The following is a 20,914-nucleotide window of genomic DNA, read 5'->3' on the forward strand; positions in this document are numbered from 1 at the left end:
AACGTTCACCATCTTATTTCGTTGTTGTTCGTAACTTTTTCAGCGCCTGCGCAGCTGCATCCATTTCAGCATGCTTCTTTGACGATCCTGTCCCTTGAGCTAATACTTGACCATCAGCACTGACGTTTACCTTAAATTCAGGGGCATTTTCTGACCCAGTTTCGTCCAGAAGGTGATATTCAATATCAACATCGCCATCCCGTTGGAGAAATTCTTGTAAACTGGTTTTGGTATCAACCGCATGATCAAACCATCCCATATCCAATTTAGGAAAAATTACCCGGTGAATAAAGCGTTCAACAGCATCACGACCCTGATCTAAGTACAATGCCCCAATAAAGGATTCAAAAATATCACACAATAGGCCCGGACGATTTCGTGCTCCGGCCATTTCTTCACCCTTACCTAAGCGGATGTATTGGTCAAAATGACATTCCTTGGCAAATTTAGAAAAACTATCTTCACACACCATTGCCGCCCGTAACCGAGTTAATTTCCCTTGAGGTAATTCTGGATAGCGCCGATAAATATATTCTGAAACGAACAATTGTAAAACGGCATCACCTAAAAATTCAATCCGTTCATAATACTTCAAGTGCTGTTCAGGATGTTCGTTGACATATGAGGCTTGGGTAAACGCCTCAGCTAATAAGTCTGGATTCTGAAAATGAATGTCAAATTCATCTGCCAGATATTGTTGTAATTCAGTAATCATACCGTTTCCCTTTCTCAAAAAAAAGCCGCCGATGAAAATCCTTCATCGCGGCCCACATCATAATATTACCGTAATCTTCATTTATTTGTCGTTTTGATGGGCAGCAATATAGTCGACTACTTCACCAATGGTGCTTAACTTTTCTGCTTCCGCGTCATCGATTTCTGCCCCAAAGGTATCTTCAACTTCCAAAACAAATTCTACAAAGTCAATTGAGTCAGCATCGAGATCTGTCTTCAAATTTAAATCATCGGTAATCTTGGCACGATCAATGTCAAAGTGATCAGCAACAATGGCTGATACTTTATCAAAGATTTCATTTTTTTCCATTGCTAAATACCTCTTATATTTAATAACTACCTACCTATTTTATTCGTTTTTTGTCCCGTTGTCTACGTTTTCTTCATTACTAAAGAATTCAACGGTTTGATCAATCACTTTGGTGTTGATCATTGTCCGAATTTGCTGAATGGCTTTGGTAATGGCGGTCACGTCAGCGGAACCATGAGCCTTCACAACCGGTGCTTTGAGGCCTAATAAGACTGCTCCGCCATATTGTGACGGATTCATTAAATGGCCAATTCGATGAAAAACTGGTCTTAACAAAAGGTAGCCTAGTTTGGCACGAAGCCCGCCATTCATAATACCGTCCTTAATCAGGGTCATCATCATTCGAACGCTTCCCTCAGTCGCCTTCAAAGCCGCGTTCGCCGTCCAACCATCAGAAACAACTACATCTGCTGCACCATGGAGAAGGTCACCAGCTTCAATATTACCGACGAAGTTTAAAGCTTTTTGGTCAGCAAGATCTTGATGAACGGCCTTATGCAATTGATCACCTTTGTCCGCTTCAGCGCCATTATTCAAAAGTGCCACCCGTGGATCTTGAATATTGAGAACATTTTGAGCATAGAACCGGCCTAAATGGGCAAATTCAACTAGGTTTTTTTCTTTCGATTCGGCATTGGCACCTGAATCAAGGTATACAAAACCTCGTCCTTGCTGTCCCGGTTGTGCCACAGGCAAAATACTTGTTAATCCAGGTCGATCGATCCCCTTTATCCGACCAATAATGAAAATTCCAGCAGCAAGGATTGCTCCAGTATTACCAGCTGAAAAGAATGCATCTGCCTCACCATGTTTGACGGCATTGGCCGCCCGGACAATTGAAGAATCTTTTTTGCGCCGAATTGCCCGAACGGGTTCTTCACCCATGGCAATCTCTTCGGTCGTATTAATTAAAGTTAACCGTTCAGGATTCTTAATTAATGGTTTAACCTTCTGTTCATCCCCATATAAAAGAAATTCCAGGTCATTAAACTGATCCCGCGCGTTTTCAATTCCTCCAATAATCACTTGGGGCGCATGATCGCCACCCATTGCATCAACAGCTATTTTCATATTCATTTTCCTTTCTTAGTCAAAGTGTGTCGTTAGTTCATGCCGAGTTAGGTAATATACTAATGGTTGATTTTCATCACGAAGATCCCAGTCAGGAGTGTTAATTAAGTTTGCTGCATCTGAGCGCGCAATTTGTAACATTTTTAAATCAGCCACCGGATCACCAACTTTAAAGTCTGGCACCCCAGACTGCTTATTCCCCAAAACATCACCTGAACCACGTAACTCCAGGTCACGTTGGGCAACGACAAAACCGTCATTGGTTTCAACCATCGTCTGCATTCTTTTAACACCGTCTTCAGTTTTTGGGTCGGCAATCAGCAGACAGTAACTTTGCTGCTGACCACGACCAACCCGCCCCCGGAGCTGGTGTAATTGCGCGAGGCCAAAACGGTCAGCATCATAAATTAACATTACTGTAGCGTTGGGATTATCCACCCCAACCTCAATTACCGTTGTGGCGACCATTACCTGAATCTTATTGTCTTGAAAATCTTGCATGACCTGTTCTTTTTGTTCGTTGTCCATTCGTCCATGAAGGAGACCAACTTGGTACTGCGGTGCAAAATATTCAACAAACTCTTGATACAGATCAGTCGCATTTTGAACATCGAGAGTTTCAGATTGTTCGATTAACGGAGAAACCACATATACCTGCGCTCCCTGAGCTAACTGACCTTTTAAAAACTGTAAAGCTTGGTCCGCTTGATTTTCTTTCAGCCAGGTGGTCTTAATCGGTTGACGACCCGCTGGTAATTCATCGATGATAGAAACATCCATTTCCCCATAACTGGTAATTGCCAGAGTCCGTGGAATCGGTGTTGCCGTCATTGCTAAGACGTCAGGATGAACCCCCTTCATCCGTAATTGCTGACGCTGGTTAACTCCAAAACGGTGCTGCTCATCAATGATGGCTAAGCCCAAATTGGCGTAATCAACCTGCTCTTGAATCAATGCGTGAGTCCCGATAATGAGATTGATACTACCATCTTTGATACTTTTTAACATTTGCCGTTTCTGACGAGTATTCATCGATCCAGTTAATAATCCAATATTCACGTGCGTTCCTGCAAAAATCTTAGCTAATTTTTGGGCATGTTGGGCTGCCAAAATTTCGGTTGGCGCCATTAAAGCTGCTTGGTAGCCAGCAATCACAACTGCATTAATGGCAATTGCCGCCACAATCGTTTTCCCCGAGCCAACATCCCCCTGCAAGAGACGATTCATTTGGTAAGGTTGTCGGAGATCGCGACAAATCTCATTAACCACCCGTTTTTGAGCAGCCGTCAATTCAAAGGGAATTGTTTTAATAAAATCGCGTAATTCTTGATTATTGTAAAGAATTTGGTTGCCATCCTTTTGCCGATTGGCTCGCCGTATTGATTGCAGTCGTAATTGAAACAGGAAAAACTCTTCATAAGCAGCAGTCCGGCGTGCTGCCCGTGCCGCTGGACCATCTTTGGGAAAGTGCATATCATGAATCATGGTCCGCCGATCCAGCAATTGATAACGTTGCCGTAGGCTAATCGGTAGTAACGTCGCAATCACATTGGCATAATTATGATATGCGATCTTGATCAGCTTACGCAAGGTTGCTTGATGAACATGCTTATTTGCCGGATAGATTGCGCCCATCTCTTGATCCTGTTGATTGGTTAATAACTTGGTCCCCTGAATTTCCTGTCGTGAAGCATTCCAAGTTCCCATGATCGTAACATCCTGATCCATTACAGCCTGCTTCTTTAAGTATGGCTGATTAAAATACACCACTTGGACGACGACATGCCCAACCATTACCCGAAAGCCAAGTCGCGTACGGCGGTAGCCAAAACGTGACATCACGGGTTCAGAGACAATCGTACCGTGAATCGTCACCTTCTGCTTGTCCTTTGCGGTTTCGAGATTAGTAGGCGCAAAATCATCATAACGACTCGGAAAGTACGTCAATAAATCTTCAACCGTTTGAATTCCTAACGTAGTTAAAGCTTCAGCAGTTTTGAGACCAACACCACGGATCGTACTAACTGGATCTTGTAAACTTTTCATGATGTATCTCCCTCCTTCTGTTATAAAAAAAGTGGGAAAGAACTAGTCAGTTAGTTCAATTTCCCACTCAATCAACCTGGAATCACTTAGCAGTTCGCTGAATAGCAAGTTAACCTTTTCCTAGTTATTCGACAGAAATTAAATATGGATAAACTGGTTGGTCACCTTCATATACCTGAACATCCAATTCATCATCCATCTCTTCAATTGCACTCTGCAATTGAGCAGCTTGATCTTGGTTACCATCTTCACCATAGTAAATGGTAACCACACTGCTATCTTCGTCTAGCATCTTCTTAACCATTGCTTCAGCAGTAGTTGCCAAGCTGCTATCGGTTGTCACAATATCACCATCGACAATCCCAATATAATCATCTTTTTTAATTGTAATCCCGTTTACAGTCGTATCACGGACAGCAGTAGTAACTGCACCACTCTTCACAGTATCAAGTGCGTCTTCCATTGCTGTATGGTTTTCTTCCAAGGTGCTGTCAGGATTGAATTCCAGTAAAGCAGTCATTGCTTGTGGAATAGTTTTCGTATGAACAACATCCGTTGGAATCTCCGCAATATCTTTTGCCTGATCTGCCGCCATGAAGATATTACCATTATCCGGGAGTACCAAAGCCTGTTTAGCACCACTGTTATTAATTGCATCAGCAATATCTTGAATACTTGGATTCATTGTTTGTCCACCACTAATAATGTGAGTTACGCCCAAGCTCTTCAATAATTCGCTAATTCCTTGACCGGCAGCAACTGCAATTACCGCTGTTTCTGGTGTCTCTTTTTCAACATCAGCATCAGTATTTTCAGCTACTGATGGTTCGTCTTCATCCATAATTTGTTCTTGTTGCCACCGCATGTTATCAACTTTAACGGTTTGCAAATCACCAAATTGTTGACCCCAAGATAAAACCTTTCCTGGGTGCTCAGTGTGAACATGGACCTTCACAATTTCATCATCATTGATAACTAATAGGCTATCACCAAGCTTGGCCAGGTAATTATAGAATGTGTCATAGTCAAACTTTTGAGTTACCTGCTTACCCCGTCCAATTCGAACCATGATTTGGGTACAATAACCATATTTGATATCGGCTGGATCTAACTTCCCTTGAGCACTTTGATGATGCTTAGCATTAATCATCTCATTCATCTGCGCATTATCTGGTTTAGTTTCAACAGTTACCTTGCCAGTTAATGCTTCTAAGAATGCATGCAAAACGTAGTCTAAACCTTGACCACCAGAGTCTACCACCCCAACTTCTTTCAAAACCGGTAATAAATCTGGTGTCTTTTGGAGTGCTCGATCAGCCGCCGAACAAATTTCCTCTAAAATCTTTTCAATATCGTTGGTGGTTTTGACAGTGTCAATTCCTGCTTGTGCAGATTCTCGAACTACCGTTAAGATCGTTCCTTCTGTAGGCTTCATCACGGCCTTATAGGCAGTTTGGGCACCATTTGCATAGGCGTCAACGAATTCTTGAGCGCTCAGATCTTTCTTGCCCTTACAGCCACCGGCAAAGCCACGAAAAATTTGTGAAAGAATTACCCCAGAGTTTCCCCGAGCCCCCATTAAGAGACCCTTAGCTAAGGAATTGGCCAAGTCGCCAACATTTTCACTCGTATCTTCCCGTTCATATTTTGCACCACTTGCCATGGACATACTCATGTTCGTACCTGTGTCACCATCAGGAACGGGAAATACATTTAACGAGTTAATAAATTCTGCATTCTGATTGAGTTTGGCCGCAGCGGCCTGAACCATTTTACCGAATTCGAGGTTTGTAATCTTTGTGATTGCCAAAATATTATTCCTCCGCCTACCAAATTTAGTCTTCAGAAACCCGTACACCTTGAACGTTAACATTCACGGCATTTGCGGTAATTCCTAATAATGTCTCTAAATTGTACTTAACCTTTTGTTGAACACTTTTTGAAACTTCGGAAATCTTGATTCCATATTCAACAATAATATTTACTTCAACAGCAATGCCGTTATCCTGTTGCCGGATAACTACACCTTGACTGTAATTATCACGTTGCAAAATCTTATTAAAGCCATCTTTTAATGGGTTGCGACTAGCCATGCCGACTACACCGTAATTATCAGTTGCTGCACCACCAACTACGGTCGAAATCACATCATTAGAAATATCAATCGTACCTGATTGTGTTTTAATCTTCACTGCCATCTTTATGGCCTCCTTGTCGTGATTAATGAATTATCCTGTTTATTTTACCACACTTAGCAAATGAGACAAATTCATATAATGTCGCTTTTTGCAGAAATAGAAATAAAAAAGGCTGCCCGTGGGCAGCCATACTTTTTATTTAGTTAACACGAGTAACCTTACCCGACTTCAAAGTACGTGCTGAAACGTAAACCTTCTTTGGCTTACCATTAACTAAAATAGTAGCTTTTTGCAAATTAGGCTTCCAGCTGCGACGAGTTGAGTTAAGGGCGTGGGAACGCTTGTTACCAAACTTAGTACTTTTACCAGTAATAAAATCCTTAGCCATGTTGGAACCTCCTCTCCTCATCAGTTTTTTCGTGCGCATTACTGCGCTGTAACTCACCTAAATAATTTACCATAGGCGGACGCACTTTGCAACAGTTTCTTTCAAGTATTTTTACTTGACACTAATCATTACCATGGATTTGATCATAGCTCTGAATCACTGCAACCACTCCTTGATGGAACGAAAAATGATTCACCTTCCCAACAAATTCATTGCTTGACCATGAAAACGGAATGTCTGAATTGAAATCAACTAATGGATATTTTTCATCCGGCAAATTCAATCCGCGAACAGGTGTTAAATTGACAAAAGCGAGGTACCGCATCCGCGTCTCCTTGACAACTGAGTACGAACCTGGCCAATAAAAATCTACCGTATTTTCCCGATCAATCAACCTAATTCGGTCTAAATAATCACGAAATTCATCTTGCATAGGCATAAAGAGATTCGCTAATAACTGATCAAGGCGACCACCAGTACCACCGTAAATATTAATCTGCGTTGGATGAAACTCCTGAATTGCTAATCTAGTACCATATTGAGTATCCGTAACATCCTTTGCTGTCGGCAAAATCCGAACATCTTTAACCAATTTCTTTAAGCGTTCCATTTCCTGGGGGGCAGTAGAATCAAAATCCCCCGCCACGACTGCTGGAGTTATTCCATGTTGCAATAAATAGGTGGCCCCATAGTCAATCCCAATCCACAGCTCATGTTGATGCTTAAACACAATATCTAGAGGAATTTCCTTCGCCGGTCCACCCACCATTAAATTAACTACTGTCATCTTTCTCTAAAAAAAGTGCCATTACGATAAATGGCACCGTTCATTGTTACTTTGTTGCATTCTTAATGGCATTAATCCGAGCAACTGGATCATCAGCACCGTAAACATATGAACCAGCAACGGCAACGGTTGCACCTGCCTTGTAGCAGTCAACAACTGTTTGATCATTGACTCCACCATCAATTTCGATATAAAAATCGTAGCCATGGTCCTTCTTTAGCTGATTCAATTCGGCAATTTTGTCAACCGTTTCTGGCAAGAACTTCTGACCACCAAAACCAGGGTTAACTGTCATTACTAACACTTGATCAACCATATGAAGAACTGGCTTGATCATTTCAACTGGTGTTCCAGGATTAATAACTACTTCAGCCTTGACACCACCGTTCTTAATGATTTGTAATGCGCGGTGAATGTGTTGCGTTGCTTCAACTTGGACCCCAATGATATCAGCTCCAGCATCAATAAAGTCTGGAATAATACGTTCAGGATTTTGAACCATCAAATGAACATCTAACACCATTTTCGTAATTGGACGAATTGCCTTAACGAAGCCAGGGCCAAAAGAAATGCTTGGCACAAAGCTACCATCCATAATATCAATGTGAAGATATTCGGCACCGCCTTGGTCAACCTTTTCAATGTCCTTTTGCAAATTAACATAATCAGCACTCAAAATTGATGGTGCAACTTTAATCATAATCTACTACCTCACTTCAGTATTTTGGCTTTTGGTTTTTAATTAGTTCTTGAAATTGAACATAATTATTATACCTTGACTCTAATATTTTACCATCTTCCACTGCATTTTTCACAGCACAGCCTGGCTCTTGTAAGTGTAAACACCCACGGAATTTGCATTCTGGAGCTAGCCGTTTCATTTCCGGAAATAATTGGGGCAATTCTTCCTTGGTCATTTGGAAATCCTCATAGGACGAAAAACCAGGAGTATCAGCAACTAAAGCATTACCGACCTTCAGTAAAGCCACTTTGCGTGTTGTGTGCCGTCCTCGCTTCAAAGCTTTTGAAACTTCACCGGTTGGCAGGTCAAGGTTAGGTGCTAAATGGTTTAATAAAGTTGATTTACCGGCACCTGTTTGTCCCATCATCGTAACAATTTGCCCGTTAATCTGTTGCTGCAATTGATCTAAATTTGTCTGACAATATGGTTCTTTAGAATAGTAAACCGAATAGCCAATCTGGCGATAACCATCTACAAAAGTTTGCAGTTTCTGGTCTTCCTCTGCAGACAACAGGTCCACTTTTGAAAAGAAAATAATTGGTGTGATAGACTGCGCTTCTAGAGCAATTAACTGGCGATCTAATAAGTTGCTTGAAAACTGCGGATTACTAGCTGCAGTAACCACAATAGCCGTATCAACATTGGCAACCATTGGACGTACCAACTGATTGGTGCGCGGCTCAATTGCTAAGAGATAACCATCGGCAAACTGAACATGATCACCCACCAGTGGTTTAATCCCCCGTTTGCGAAAATTCCCGCGGCCCCGCGTGCGATAAATCTCACTGTCAGCAATTATATCGTAGAACCCGCTCAATGATTGTTGAATAATTCCTTCCTTCAAAAAGCACCTCCATTAACCTGTGATGTTGGTTGCACTCATAATTGTTCGACCATTTCGGATAACCTTGTAGGCACCCATTTGGTGATTCCGTAGTGTAAACGGAACGTTGATTGTGGTTTCTTGATTGATCGTAATATCTTGATATTCCATTGTGAGATTATGGTACGCATCCGAAATATAAACCTGAACCCGGTTTTCCTTTTTGCCACCATTTCCATCAAACGGAATATTAATCTGAATATTAGTTGTCTTTAAATTGGCTCCTGTGTCAGCCACCTGGACGGCTAGAGTATCATTCTCGGCTAGTTTAGTTCCTGCTTTTGGCGTTTGACTAATAACGTGATTAACCGCAATTTTATTCGAATTCTTCTTAATCACCGTTACTTGAAGGTGATGTTTGTTAGCAAAATCTTGAACTTCATTTAGATCTTTGTTCTTAAAATTAGGAATTTTAACCTTATGCTGTCCACGACTCACCGTCAGAGTAATAGCCTTATTCTGTGGCTTAATGACACTTCCGGCACTAACGTTTTGTTTGATAATTGATCCCTCATCAACTTCATTTGAATACACCATTTCTTTATTAACGGTGAATCCTTTCGCACGTAATTGAGCTGCCGTGTGATCATAATCATCACCAACAAAGTCAGCCATCTTATAGCTGTTTACACCGCTACTCAAAACAATATCCACCGAACGACCAAACCGTACCCGTTCTGGACTATCAATTGATACCACATGGTCCTTTGCTACAACCTTACTGGTAGTTCTAGTAATGTTGCCAATCCGCAAATGCCGTTTAGCTAACGTTTTTTCAGCCTGGGATGCCGATTGCCCATCTATATTAGGAACGGTAACCAAACGATTAAAATACCAACCAGCAAACAATAGTATTACTACTGCGCCACTTACCAATCCAACCCACCAGTGCCGATGACTAATAGGTTTCTTTGCCGTAGGGTTGTTTTGAGGGTTAGTCTGTCCGATTTCTTTTGTTTGACCATTATCTTGATCAGCTTGCTTTTTTGCATGTTGAATTGATTTTAGGTCCAAGACCTTCGTTTCATCATCACAATGACTATTTTCCCTAAATCGTGGTTCACCACTCCGCTGCTTATCGAGCGAAGTCCGTAAATCAGCAGCCATTTCCTTGGCACTAGAATAACGCTCTTGTGGATCCTTAACAGTAGCTTTATAAACTACATTTTCCATTGCCTGAGGAATCGCGGGATTAAACTCCCGAACAGATGGAATTTGATCTTTAAAGTGCTTTAATGCAATTGAGACAGCATTCTCACCTTCAAAAGGAACTGTCCCCGTTAATAACTCATAAAGAATTATGCCAAGCGAATAAATATCTGAACGTTTGGTGGCTACACTACCGCGTGCTTGCTCTGGTGACAAATAATGAACGGAACCAACTAACGTATTCGTTTGGGTCAATGAATTATCAAAACTGGCTGTAGCAATGCCAAAATCTGTAATTTTAATGTTTTTGTTTTGATCAATTAAAATATTTTGCGGTTTCAAATCACGGTGAATAATGCCATGTTCATGTGCTGATTCAACAGCTGACAATACTTGTTCCATGATATTGATCACTTGGGGCAACGGAATCGGATAATTTTGCGCAATGTATTTTTTCAGATCCATGCCTTCCACATACTGCATAACCATATACTGCATGCCATGGTTTTCGCCAACATCATAAACACCAACAATGTTGGGATCATTCAGTTGGGTTGCGGCAAGTGCTTCACGTTGAAAACGTTTCTTAGTTTGCGGATCGTCACGCAGGTCTAAACGCAGTAACTTAACGGACACTTCGCGATCTAAGACTAAATCATGTGCTAGATATACATTGGCCATTCCGCCCTCACCAAGTGATCGGATAATTTTATACCGATTGCCTAGTACATATCCGGGTTTCATATAGCTTCATGCCTCGCTTAATTATTTTGGCTGATTAACACGGTAACATTATCCGGGCCACCCGCTTGGTTTGCTAAGGAAACTAAGCGTTGACATTTTTCACCCAGTGTCCACTGATCAGTACTAAGCACTGCCTTGATCTGTTCGTTGTTAACCATTTTCGACAGACCATCTGAACACAGCAAAAACAGATCTCCGGGTTTAACCGGAAAACTGTTCACTTCAATTTGGGCATCTTGGGAAATACCAATTGCGCGGGTAATAATATTTTTCTGTGGTGAAACACGCGCAGCATCCTCGGATAAGTCACCATTTTTTACTAATTCATTTACTAATGAGTGATCAATCGTGATCTGGGTCAATAGACCATCATGATAAATATATCCACGACTATCTCCAATGTTAGCAACCACTACTTGTTGATCATTAAAAAAGAGCGCAGCAACCAGTGTTGTCCCCATTCCCTGATACGATTGATTCTCTTGTGATTTCTTTAAAATTAATGCATTTGCTGCCAGCACTTGTTCTTGAAACCATCGTTTGGCTTCTGAAACACTTTGCGGCTGGGCAGCCATGAATTGGCGGCCAAGTTGATCAATAGCAATCGTTGCGGCAACATCACCGCTCCGATTACCACCAATCCCGTCTGTAACAACGGCAAGCATATTCTTACCATTGTGAAAGACTCGCACACGATCTTGATTCTGTGAGCGCTGTTTTCCAATGTCAGTTTGATAAGCAGTTTTCATAATCTAAATAATTTTCCTTTATTTAATCCGTTGAAGGGTCCCGATAAAGAAACCATCAGAACCATAATCACTCGGCAAAATCGTGAGTGTCTTCTGTTGACGGTCAGCCTTAATTGCACGTGCCGTTTGCGTTTTCAACAACCTAAAATTCGGGTGGTGTGCCAAAAACGTTTGAACCGTGTGTTCATTCTCTTCTTGGAGAATCGTACACGTGCTGTAAACAATTATACCGCCTTTTTTTACTTTCGGGGCAACCGCATTTAAAATTGCTCCTTGAATTTCATGAAGCCGGCTACTAGTGGAACTAGTTTTATCATAACGGATTTCCGGTTTACGTCGGATTAATCCGATCCCCGAACATGGAGCATCAACCAAGATTTTATCAAAAGACTCATCTGTAAAGTAATCATCTACCTGACGAGCATCTAATTGCCGTGCCACAACTCGGTCAGCAACCCCTAACCGTTCCATGTTCTTACGAATTAGTCGAACCTTATGTTGATGAATATCCAGAGCATCAACTTGACCCGTTGTTGGATCTAAAGCAGCAGCAATTTGTCCAGTCTTGCCACCTGGTGCAGCACACGCGTCCAGCACACGTTCATCGCCCCGGAGTTGGAGCGCTTCCACTGCTAACATGGCACTTTCATCCTGAATGGTAACCATCCCGTTAACAAACGCTGCACTGGTGAGTACATTGCCGCTTTGAACTACCAGGCCGTCCTGCGCAACCTTGCTCCGTTGAACAACAATCTGCTCATTAGCTAAGGTTTGAATTGCTTTTTGAATAGTTGTCCGGGCGGTATTCACTCGTAAACTGATACGGGAAGGTTCATTAATCTGGTGAACCAATTTTTCAACCTGCTCTTGACCATACTGATGAAGCAGGCAACGTACCAACCATTCCGGAATGCTACCAATAATCGATAATTGTTGAATAGGATCCGCAATCTCTAGCGGATCAGCAGGTCCCTGACGAAGGAAAGCATGTAAAACGCCCGTTACAAACTTTCTAATTCCCGGATTTCCCCGCCATTTAGCAATTTTAATAGCTTCATCTGTCGTAGCCCATTCTGGAATTCGATCCATAAATTGATACTGATAAAAAGACATCATCAATAGCGTTTTAACCCAACTATCGGGCTCACGCTTCACCAGTGGCGTTAACCAGTATTCCAGGGTTATTTTGTGTTGTAATACCCCATAAACTAACGTCGTCACCAGTCGTTTATCCACTTCTTTTAATCGATGGCGCTTTAGTGTTTCATTTAATTGTAAATTAGAATAAGACCCCCGTTGAAAGACCTTATCAAGCGTTTCTAAAGCCAAATTACGGGGGCTATTTTGAATTGAATTATTCATTAGTAATTGCTTGTACTCCTGGTTGTAAATCTTGGTGACCATTTAGGTATGCGGTAATATCCATCAAGCCTTTACCAGCTGGTTTCAACCGATTGATTTGATAGGTTGTCCCATCACCAGCTGCAATTACCAGCGCGTGTTTGGCTACCCGCACGACCTTACCAGGTTCCAATGACGTTGACTCTGGTAATGGGGTAACGTCAATTATTTTAGTACGTACTCCATCAATGATCATATTTCCCAATGGTTGGGGACGAAGGCCACGTACTAAATCATCAATCCGGTTAGCTGGCAGAGTATAGTCAATTCGCTCCTGAGCAGAAGCAATATTTGGTGAAAAGACGACTTTAGTTTCATCCTGTGGAATTGAAGGTGCAGTCCCCTCGATTAATGCTGGCAGAGTCTCCATTAACAAGTCTCGTCCTAAAATACTTAGTTTTTCAAACATCGTACCTGTATCGTCTTGCTTAGTGATTGGAATGGATCGCTGGGCAATAATGTCCCCTGCATCCATCTTTTTCACCATGTACATAATCGTCACACCCGTTTCAGTATCACCATTCATTACAGCATACTGAATTGGAGCGCCACCCCGGTACTTCGGTAATAGTGAACCATGTACATTAATCGCCGCGATATTAGCTGCTTCCAACATTTTAGTCGGTAAAAACTGTCCATACGCTGCCGTGATCATTAAATCCGGTTGGAGAGCAATCACTCGTTCCATTTCTGGACTACCACTTAACTTGGCCGGCTGTAAAACCTCAATTCCGTTTTTGACTGCTAATTCCTTTACCGGTGAAGCCGTCATCACATGTTTACGGCCTCGTGGCCGGTCAGGCTGTGTTAATACTGCCTGAACATCATAATCTGGACTTGTGATTAGTGCCTGTAAAATGGGCACAGCAAACTGGGGAGTCCCCATAAAAACTACTGATGTCATATTAATCCCTTCTTTATAGGAAGTACTGCGGATCCGGATCAATTGCCAATTCCGCACCACGTTGATATTTATTTTGCGTTTCTTGCATAATTTTAGTTAGTAATGAATGAAGCTGAGGATCCTGACGGTATTTAATCACAATCTGATAATAATACCGTTTTTTCAAACGAGCAATTGCTCGCGGAGTGGGTCCTAAAATCATTGTATCACCCGCAAGCTGGTTTCCTAATTCCTGCCTAATATCATACATCATTTTGGCAGCCACTTGTTCATCTTCATGGCTCCCCATCAGACGAATCGTGTAGTAATAAGGGGGATAGCTCGCTAATTGTCGTATCTGCATCTCAGTATTAAAAAATTTCCGATAGTCATGCGCTTGGACTAAGCGAATCACATAATTATCTGGATTAAAAGTTTGGACAATTACCTGACCCTTTTTGTCAGCCCGACCCGCACGACCACTAACTTGTGACAACAAATCAAAGCTGCGTTCACTCGCCCGAAAGTCAGGCAAATCAAGGCCCGTATCGGCATTCAACACTCCGACTAAAGTAACGTTCGGAAAATCTAGTCCTTTAGCAATCATTTGGGTCCCCAATAGGATATCTGCTTGACCGCTACCAAACTTTTGCAATAATTTTTCATGCATTCCCTTACGACGGGTTGTATCTACATCCATCCGCAGAATCCGGGCAGTGGGTAATAGGGTCTGTAGTTCCCTGGTGGCCTTTTCAGTACCAGTTCCATAATATCGAATATGACGACCATGACACTGCGAACATCGTTGAGGGATGGGTTCTTCATGACCACAATAGTGGCACCGCATCGTATGAGTATCTAAATGCATCGTTAATGAAATATCACAATTAGGACATTTCAACACAAATCCGCAATCACGGCACATGATAAAAGAGGAAAAGCCGCGACGATTCAGCATTAAAATACTCTGTTCATGTTTGGTAAGCCGTTCTTGCAAAGCCGTTAAAAGTGCAGTTGAAAAGTTTGATTCCCCTCGTCGCTGAACCTCTGGACGCATATCCACAACTTTAATTGGTGGTAATGGACGTTTGTTGACCCGGTGTGGTAATTGTAATAGTTGGTAATTACCTGCCAGTGCCCGTGAATAACTTTCCAAACTTGGTGTTGCTGAACCTAATAGCAAAGGCGCATGATGATATTTAGCACGCCACTTGGCAACTTCGCGAGAATGATAGCGAGGTGCATCGTCTTGTTTATAGCTAGTCTCATGCTCCTCGTCCATAATAATAATTCCAATATTTTTCAACGGTGCAAAGACCGCCGACCGTGCACCCACAACTATTTGAGCTTCACCACGTTCAATTCTTCGCCACTCATCATAGCGTTCCCCAGCGGATAATCCAGAATGAAGAACCGCAACTTGGGAACCAAAACGAGCCCGAACTCGTTCCGCAATTTGAGGCGTTAACGAAATTTCCGGAACCATTAATAACGCGGTTTTTCCTTGTTGGAGAGCATGAGCCATCGCCTGTAAATAAACTTCGGTTTTACCGCTCCCAGTAACTCCTTGTAACAAGAAGACCGTGGGCTGGTGATTGTCAATTGATTGTTTAACTGATGCTAATGCACGTTGTTGGTCTGGGTTTAAGGAAAGTGGTTCCTTAGCAGCAGGATCTGTCAACTCCGCACCAAATGGTTGGCGATATTGTTCAATTTGTTGCATAGAAATCCAGCCCTTATCTTCCGCTTGCTTAAAATTAGCCGCAGACAGCTGCGTAACCTTTTGAGCTTGGCTCATTAAAACTTGTTGCCCAACAATTGATTGTAGATAGTCCAGCATTTTTCGCTGAACGGTAGCGTTGGCACGGGTTTGTAAATGGAGTTGCTTGTATTCATCAGCCGTCAATACTGGTTGAATCCGAGCCACAGTTTTTACCCGGGCACGGTCCTGAACCTGATATTCAAATTGAACCTTACCAGCGCGCTTGAGCGTTAGTAGCCGACTAACAACTGAGGTTTGATTTTGAACCTCTGAGTAATCGAGTGCATCTTGTTGACCAAAAATTGCTTGATCCTCAGGGGCTAGTGGTTGGACCATCTTAACAATTCGCTTTGATTTAGCCTTGAGCATGTTTGGAAGCATCGTATATAAACATGAAATCCAAAACGAGTAGGTTTTGTCTGCCAGCCAGTGACTTAATTGCATCATTTCAGCATTTACCACCGGAGCTAAATCCATTAAGGCTATTATTTGCTTGAGGGTTCCTTGAAAATCAGCCGGTTGATCAAGTCCCACTACAAATCCTTGAACAGACCGCTTCCCCTTACCAAAGGGCACAATTACCCGCATGCCGACTTGAATCAGATGTTCTAGTTTTGACGGCACTTGATAAGTATATGGCCGATTAGTTTGCAATGTTGGCACATCCACAATAACTTGCGCTAGTTCAGCCACTGCCACCCCTCCTTTTTAAGATAATTGCTCAGCAATCAACTTCATTAAGCGTTTACCTATGTCGTGTTTGGTTGCGATCGGCCAAGCAAACGGTTTTTGCTGGGGACGTAAAATCGTTACTTTATTGGTATCAGCATTAAAGCCCGTTGTGGTTTGACTAACATCATTTGCCACAATCATATCAGCCCCCTTGTTAGCTAACTTTTGTTGTGCATTTGCAAGGACGTCTTGAGTTTCTGCAGCAAACCCCACTACTAACTGGTGATTTTTCCGATGCCCCATCGTTTTTAAAATATCTACCGTTGGTGTTAGTTTTAAATTTAACACCGTTTGGTGGGGAGCCTTTTTTATTTTCTGTTGAACAACGTTGGCTGGTTGAAAATCCGCCACAGCCGCTGCCATAATCAAAACATCACATTGACCAAAGTCCTTTGCAATTTGTTCATACATTTCCTGTGTGGTCTGGACCCGCTCAATCGTTAACCGATTTTGTGCTTCAAGATGAATATTAGTGCGACCAGCAACAACCGTTACTTCAGCTCCCATTCTTAAAGCAGCTTGTGCAATTGCCCAGCCCATTTTCCCAGAGGACCAATTTCCAATATAGCGGACTGGATCAATCGGTGCGACAGTGCCGCCAAGCGAAATCAACACATGTTTTCCCTTCAAAATTCCTTGGGAGGACATGACCTGGTCCATGAAGTGGACAATTGCCTTTGGTTCTGGCATCCGTCCATCACCTGCATAGCCTTCAGCTAGTTGTCCATGAACTGGTGAAAGAATTAACCGCCCATCACGGCGTAATTGATCCAGGTTCCGTCGTGTTGCTGGCTGATGCCACATGTGAGTATTCATTGCCGGCACAATCATAACTGGCGTTGGCGTTGCCAAAACCGTTGTGGTAACCGCATCATCCGCAATCCCATTAGCAATTTTAGCAATTATATCCGCACTGGCCGGAACCACAATCGAATAATCTGCCCAGTCGGCCAACTCAATATGTGGAATGTCACCATTCAACGTTGGTTCCCATAAGTCAACTAACACGGGATAATGGGTTAACGCTGTAAAAGTCGCTGGCCCAACCAATTTTGTGGCGGATTTAGTCATAACGACCCGCACTTCATGATGAGCACGTTGCAACATTCTTACTACCGTAACTGCTTTAAAAGCTGCGACACTACCACTCACATGTACCAAAATTTTTGCCATAATTTTCACCAAATTTCCCCAAGAATAATTAATGGGTTAGAAAATAACTATTGTTATCCCCCAACCCATCAAAAGGTGCGTTAATCTTGTTTATCTTCAGTATGGTATGGATCAATTGTGACCTTACCTGCTTCAATTTCTTCTAAGGCCTTACCAACTGATTTTGCTGATTGGTAGTGATCCAATAGCAACGGCTTATCGCCTTCCATGCTAACTGGTTTGTCGCTGTGATCAGCACGCCATTGATCCGCTTCATACTTATCAATTTCATGGGCACGCTTGCTGGCCAACATGATTAATGAGTATCGAGAATCAACCCGCTTTAATAATTCATCAACTGATGGGTATAAGATCATTTTTCTGAATCTCCTAACATTTCAAGATAATCTGGCATTACTCGTGGAACCCGTAATCGCTCAGTTCGAATGATTCCCTTAATTTTTTCAACAGCATTATCCACTTTGTCGTTAACAACGGCGTAGTCATAATTCTGCATCATTTCGATTTCACCAAATGCTTTATGGATCCGCTTATTAATCACGTCCATGCTATCAGTCCCACGGTGAATCAATCGGTGCTTTAATTCCATTAAATCAGGTGGCGTCAGAAAAATAAAAACACCATCCGGTCGTTTTGAACGAACTTGCATCGCACCATTAACTTCGATTTCAAGGAAAACATCTTTTCCAGAGTCTAATGTATCATCAATATATTTTAATGGTGTTCCATAATAGTTGTCAACATACTTTGCGTATTCTAACATTTGCCCAGTTTGAATATTGTGCTCAAACTCTTCCTTAGAAACAAAGAAATAATCGACACCGTTCTTTTCACCAGGGCGCGGCTTACGGGTGGTCATCGAAATTGAATACTGAAAGTCGTTTCCTGGTTGATCAAATAATGCTTTACGCACTGTTCCTTTACCAACGCCAGAAGGACCAGAAAGTACAATCAACATTCCACGTTTTGTCATGATTAGTTAACCCCTCATAATTGATTCAAAGTAATTAGTAAACATTATTAAATAAAATCACCCGTAATTCAACAGTTCATAGCAATCAAAATAAAAAAATTGAATTTCTCTTGCAATTCTGAACGTTCGTTCGTATAATAATTATTACAAACAAGCGTTCGGAGATGATCAAATGAAAAATCCAAATACTAATCTCATCAATCGTGGATCTGTAGCTCTCAACAGATATTTCCATCACCTTTTTGACGATGAGGCCACTTCATACAACGATCATCCGGCACCTAAGATACTACCAGTCCAGCCCGTTGCTCAGCGAAAATTATTTACTAAACTTGCAGTAGAAGATCATCGATCTATTTTTATCCAATTAAATCCACTAACCCCAGAAGGACGAATCACCAATTGTCGTGGACAACTTTATCCACTTTCAAACAAACGTTTCCTTCTGCGCAATCAAAATGTATCTTACATTTTCACTTTAAAACAGGTTCGCTATATTGCTGGTTAACTAAAAAAAGGAATTGTCGATAAACATAGTTAATGTTTACGACAATTCCTTTTTTTATTCGTGAGCCATTTTTAAAAGCTCATTAGCATGTTCACGCGTTAATTTAGTAATTTTTTCTCCTGCCAGCATCCGTGATAATTCATCCACTCGTTCTTGATGATTTAATTTAGTTACAGTCGTGGTGGTTCGTTGATCATGGACTTGTTTTTGAATTAAAAACTGGTGTTGAGCAACTGCGGCCACTTGTGGAAGGTGCGTAATACACAAAACCTGCGAATGATTAGCAATGACTTTAATTTTATCGGCAATTGCTTGCGCAACACGACCACTAACTCCAGTATCAACTTCATCAAAAATAATACTAGTCACATCCGCTTGCTCCGTAAAAATCGTCTTCAAAGCCAACATTACCCGGGAAAGCTCCCCACCGGAAGCAATCTTTGCTAACGGCCCCATCCGTTCACCAGGATTAGTTTGAATATAAAATTCAACATTATCAATCCCAGTGGGGGTGAAATTATGCACCGGGACCTTAGCAAAATGAACCTTAAAAACTGCCTTTTCCATGTATAAAGCACTTAATTCATGATGAACCCGTTTTTCTAGATCTTTAGCCACTTTTTTTCGTCGCTCACTTAATTGATGTCCTAATTCTTCTAGTTGCTTAACAACCGTGGCTAATTGATCCTCTAACCCATCATTCGAGTCCACAGTCCCTTCCATGTCAGCTAATTCGTGGTGAATCTTATTGTAATAAGCAAGAATGTCCGGCACAGTATCTCCATACTTTCTTTCCAGATCATTTATCAAATCTAAGCGGGTATTAATTTCATTAAGTCGTTCTTCGTCAAATTCTAGGCCATCCAGTTCATGACTTGATTGGTTAGCTACATCCTGCAATGAATAGTACGAATCTTCCAATGCTTTGCCAATGTCAGCATAATTATCATCGAATTGCGTAATTTCATTAACGGCATCCATGGCTGTTGCCAACTGATCAAGCACCGGTGCATTTTCACCACCATTTAAAATGGCAACCAGTTGCTGCAATGTATTTTGAATTTGTTGGAAATGGTCTAAGCGGTCACGTTCACTAATCAAAGCCTCTTCTTCGTCAGCCTTTAAATCCGCAGACTGAATTTCTTGAACCTGATAACGGAGCATGTCTAAGCGTTGTGCCCATTGTTGTTCATTGGCCTGTTTGGTGGCTAAAGTTTTCTTTAACTTTCGATACTGCCGATACTGTTCTTGATATTGTTGAAGTAATCTTTGAACCTCCGTACCAGCAAAATGATCCAACATTGGTAGGTGCTGATCAGGCTGTAATAAGCGTTGATTATCATTTTGACCTTGAATATCGACCAGTGGTGCACCGATTTTTCGCAAAATGGTGGTATTAATTAATGTTCCGTTTGCCCGAATTGTATTTCTCCCGTTCCGATGAATTTCTCGCGAAATAATAACGGTGCGGTCCTCATGATCAATTCCCAACTGATCAAGCAATTCACTATATTGGGGATCGTCCGGAATCAGGAATTGTCCCTGAACCTCAAGTTTATCGGTTCCCTGGCGAATTAGTTCCTGCGATCCACGAGCACCGGCCAGTAATCCGACCGCATCAATGATGATTGACTTACCCGCACCAGTTTCCCCCGTCAGGACAGTCATATTCTGACCGAAAGCCAATGTTAAGTGATTAATAATGGCGAGATTATCAATAGTAATTTCTTGTAACACGAC

The 20,914-nt window shown here is 41.9% G+C and carries 20 protein-coding genes; 1 reads left to right on the forward strand and 19 read right to left on the reverse strand.

Translation table 11 applies throughout. The annotated features are described in order from the left end of the window. Positions 1 to 13: 13 nt before the first annotated feature. The 18 genes from rnc to gmk all read right to left on the reverse strand — a co-directional run bounded on the left by rnc (position 14) and on the right by gmk (position 18,666). The gene (gene rnc, locus AC1EKL_RS01535; RefSeq protein ID WP_480189196.1) at positions 14 to 715 is read right to left on the reverse strand and encodes a ribonuclease III; all 702 of its coding nucleotides are present in this window, start codon (positions 713 to 715) and stop codon (positions 14 to 16) included. An 81-nt stretch (positions 716 to 796) separates the two neighbouring features. After that, positions 797 to 1,045 (reverse strand): acyl carrier protein, encoded by a 249-nt coding sequence (gene acpP, locus AC1EKL_RS01540; RefSeq protein ID WP_006916180.1) that lies wholly within the window; start codon positions 1,043 to 1,045, stop codon positions 797 to 799. 39 nt (positions 1,046 to 1,084) lie between these two features. Then, a complete protein-coding gene (plsX, locus tag AC1EKL_RS01545; protein WP_480189197.1) occupies positions 1,085 to 2,116 on the reverse strand; it encodes a phosphate acyltransferase PlsX in 1,032 nt (343 codons plus the stop codon). A gap of 15 nt (positions 2,117 to 2,131) precedes the next feature. Continuing rightward, complete coding sequence (recG, locus tag AC1EKL_RS01550; protein ID WP_480189198.1) at positions 2,132 to 4,162, reverse strand: ATP-dependent DNA helicase RecG; 2,031 nt, start codon at positions 4,160 to 4,162, stop codon at positions 2,132 to 2,134. Positions 4,163 to 4,286: 124 nt separating this feature from the next. Next, the gene (locus AC1EKL_RS01555; protein ID WP_480189199.1) at positions 4,287 to 5,972 is read right to left on the reverse strand and encodes a DAK2 domain-containing protein; all 1,686 of its coding nucleotides are present in this window, start codon (positions 5,970 to 5,972) and stop codon (positions 4,287 to 4,289) included. 25 nt (positions 5,973 to 5,997) lie between these two features. Continuing rightward, positions 5,998 to 6,360, reverse strand: a complete 363-nt coding sequence (locus AC1EKL_RS01560; RefSeq protein WP_006916184.1) for an Asp23/Gls24 family envelope stress response protein — start codon at positions 6,358 to 6,360, stop codon at positions 5,998 to 6,000. A 139-nt stretch (positions 6,361 to 6,499) separates the two neighbouring features. Then, the gene (rpmB, locus tag AC1EKL_RS01565) at positions 6,500 to 6,688 is read right to left on the reverse strand and encodes a 50S ribosomal protein L28 (protein WP_295728236.1); all 189 of its coding nucleotides are present in this window, start codon (positions 6,686 to 6,688) and stop codon (positions 6,500 to 6,502) included. Positions 6,689 to 6,809: 121 nt separating this feature from the next. Continuing rightward, positions 6,810 to 7,475, reverse strand: coding sequence for a thiamine diphosphokinase (locus tag AC1EKL_RS01570; protein WP_480189200.1), 666 nt, complete (start codon positions 7,473 to 7,475; stop codon positions 6,810 to 6,812). 46 nt (positions 7,476 to 7,521) lie between these two features. Next, on the reverse strand, positions 7,522 to 8,175 hold the full coding sequence (gene rpe, locus AC1EKL_RS01575) for a ribulose-phosphate 3-epimerase (protein ID WP_480189201.1): 654 nt from the start codon (positions 8,173 to 8,175) through the stop codon (positions 7,522 to 7,524). 16 nt (positions 8,176 to 8,191) lie between these two features. Further along, entirely contained in the window at positions 8,192 to 9,061 is an 870-nt protein-coding gene (gene rsgA, locus AC1EKL_RS01580; protein ID WP_480189202.1) for a ribosome small subunit-dependent GTPase A, read from the reverse strand. 12 nt (positions 9,062 to 9,073) lie between these two features. Further along, positions 9,074 to 10,993, reverse strand: a complete 1,920-nt coding sequence (pknB, locus tag AC1EKL_RS01585; RefSeq protein WP_480189203.1) for a Stk1 family PASTA domain-containing Ser/Thr kinase — start codon at positions 10,991 to 10,993, stop codon at positions 9,074 to 9,076. A 17-nt stretch (positions 10,994 to 11,010) separates the two neighbouring features. Further along, on the reverse strand, positions 11,011 to 11,742 hold the full coding sequence (locus AC1EKL_RS01590) for a Stp1/IreP family PP2C-type Ser/Thr phosphatase (protein WP_480189204.1): 732 nt from the start codon (positions 11,740 to 11,742) through the stop codon (positions 11,011 to 11,013). Between the two features lie 18 nt (positions 11,743 to 11,760). Continuing rightward, positions 11,761 to 13,104: a 16S rRNA (cytosine(967)-C(5))-methyltransferase RsmB gene (gene rsmB / locus AC1EKL_RS01595; protein WP_480189205.1), complete on the reverse strand. Its 1,344-nt coding sequence runs from the start codon at positions 13,102 to 13,104 to the stop codon at positions 11,761 to 11,763. After that, complete coding sequence (gene fmt / locus AC1EKL_RS01600; RefSeq protein ID WP_480189206.1) at positions 13,097 to 14,047, reverse strand: methionyl-tRNA formyltransferase; 951 nt, start codon at positions 14,045 to 14,047, stop codon at positions 13,097 to 13,099. The genes rsmB and fmt overlap by 8 nt, the downstream gene beginning before the upstream one ends. A gap of 13 nt (positions 14,048 to 14,060) precedes the next feature. Beyond that, positions 14,061 to 16,481, reverse strand: a complete 2,421-nt coding sequence (gene priA / locus AC1EKL_RS01605; protein ID WP_480189207.1) for a primosomal protein N' — start codon at positions 16,479 to 16,481, stop codon at positions 14,061 to 14,063. Positions 16,482 to 16,496: 15 nt separating this feature from the next. Further along, on the reverse strand, positions 16,497 to 17,693 hold the full coding sequence (coaBC, locus tag AC1EKL_RS01610; protein ID WP_480189208.1) for a bifunctional phosphopantothenoylcysteine decarboxylase/phosphopantothenate--cysteine ligase CoaBC: 1,197 nt from the start codon (positions 17,691 to 17,693) through the stop codon (positions 16,497 to 16,499). Positions 17,694 to 17,773: 80 nt separating this feature from the next. Next, the gene (gene rpoZ, locus AC1EKL_RS01615; protein WP_480189209.1) at positions 17,774 to 18,049 is read right to left on the reverse strand and encodes a DNA-directed RNA polymerase subunit omega; all 276 of its coding nucleotides are present in this window, start codon (positions 18,047 to 18,049) and stop codon (positions 17,774 to 17,776) included. After that, positions 18,046 to 18,666: a guanylate kinase gene (gmk, locus tag AC1EKL_RS01620; RefSeq protein ID WP_480189210.1), complete on the reverse strand. Its 621-nt coding sequence runs from the start codon at positions 18,664 to 18,666 to the stop codon at positions 18,046 to 18,048. The genes rpoZ and gmk overlap by 4 nt, the downstream gene beginning before the upstream one ends. A gap of 172 nt (positions 18,667 to 18,838) precedes the next feature. Between gmk and AC1EKL_RS01625 the strand changes: the two genes are divergently transcribed. Beyond that, positions 18,839 to 19,174: a hypothetical protein gene (locus AC1EKL_RS01625; RefSeq protein WP_480189211.1), complete on the forward strand. Its 336-nt coding sequence runs from the start codon at positions 18,839 to 18,841 to the stop codon at positions 19,172 to 19,174. Positions 19,175 to 19,228: 54 nt separating this feature from the next. On the opposite strand, the gene recN is transcribed toward AC1EKL_RS01625, so the two are convergent. Continuing rightward, positions 19,229 to 20,911, reverse strand: a complete 1,683-nt coding sequence (gene recN, locus AC1EKL_RS01630) for a DNA repair protein RecN (protein WP_480189212.1) — start codon at positions 20,909 to 20,911, stop codon at positions 19,229 to 19,231. Between the last annotated feature and the right edge of the window lie 3 nt (positions 20,912 to 20,914).

Source organism: Limosilactobacillus sp. C0001E2, from assembly GCF_056590915.1.

Excerpts from the sequence above, each read along its gene's own strand:
- rnc (WP_480189196.1), bottom strand. The coding sequence starts at position 715 with ATGATTACTGAATTACAACAATATCTGGCAGATGAATTTGACATTCAT.
- acpP (WP_006916180.1), bottom strand. The coding sequence starts at position 1,045 with ATGGAAAAAAATGAAATCTTTGATAAAGTATCAGCCATTGTTGCTGAT.
- plsX (WP_480189197.1), bottom strand. The coding sequence starts at position 2,116 with ATGAAAATAGCTGTTGATGCAATGGGTGGCGATCATGCGCCCCAAGTG.
- recG (WP_480189198.1), bottom strand. The coding sequence starts at position 4,162 with ATGAAAAGTTTACAAGATCCAGTTAGTACGATCCGTGGTGTTGGTCTC.
- AC1EKL_RS01560 (WP_006916184.1), bottom strand. The coding sequence starts at position 6,360 with ATGGCAGTGAAGATTAAAACACAATCAGGTACGATTGATATTTCTAAT.
- rpmB (WP_295728236.1), bottom strand. The coding sequence starts at position 6,688 with ATGGCTAAGGATTTTATTACTGGTAAAAGTACTAAGTTTGGTAACAAG.
- AC1EKL_RS01570 (WP_480189200.1), bottom strand. The coding sequence starts at position 7,475 with ATGACAGTAGTTAATTTAATGGTGGGTGGACCGGCGAAGGAAATTCCT.
- rpe (WP_480189201.1), bottom strand. The coding sequence starts at position 8,175 with ATGATTAAAGTTGCACCATCAATTTTGAGTGCTGATTATGTTAATTTG.
- pknB (WP_480189203.1), bottom strand. The coding sequence starts at position 10,993 with ATGAAACCCGGATATGTACTAGGCAATCGGTATAAAATTATCCGATCA.
- AC1EKL_RS01590 (WP_480189204.1), bottom strand. The coding sequence starts at position 11,742 with ATGAAAACTGCTTATCAAACTGACATTGGAAAACAGCGCTCACAGAAT.
- rsmB (WP_480189205.1), bottom strand. The coding sequence starts at position 13,104 with ATGAATAATTCAATTCAAAATAGCCCCCGTAATTTGGCTTTAGAAACG.
- fmt (WP_480189206.1), bottom strand. The coding sequence starts at position 14,047 with ATGACATCAGTAGTTTTTATGGGGACTCCCCAGTTTGCTGTGCCCATT.
- coaBC (WP_480189208.1), bottom strand. The coding sequence starts at position 17,693 with ATGGCAAAAATTTTGGTACATGTGAGTGGTAGTGTCGCAGCTTTTAAA.
- rpoZ (WP_480189209.1), bottom strand. The coding sequence starts at position 18,049 with ATGATCTTATACCCATCAGTTGATGAATTATTAAAGCGGGTTGATTCT.
- gmk (WP_480189210.1), bottom strand. The coding sequence starts at position 18,666 with ATGACAAAACGTGGAATGTTGATTGTACTTTCTGGTCCTTCTGGCGTT.
- AC1EKL_RS01625 (WP_480189211.1), top strand. The coding sequence starts at position 18,839 with ATGAAAAATCCAAATACTAATCTCATCAATCGTGGATCTGTAGCTCTC.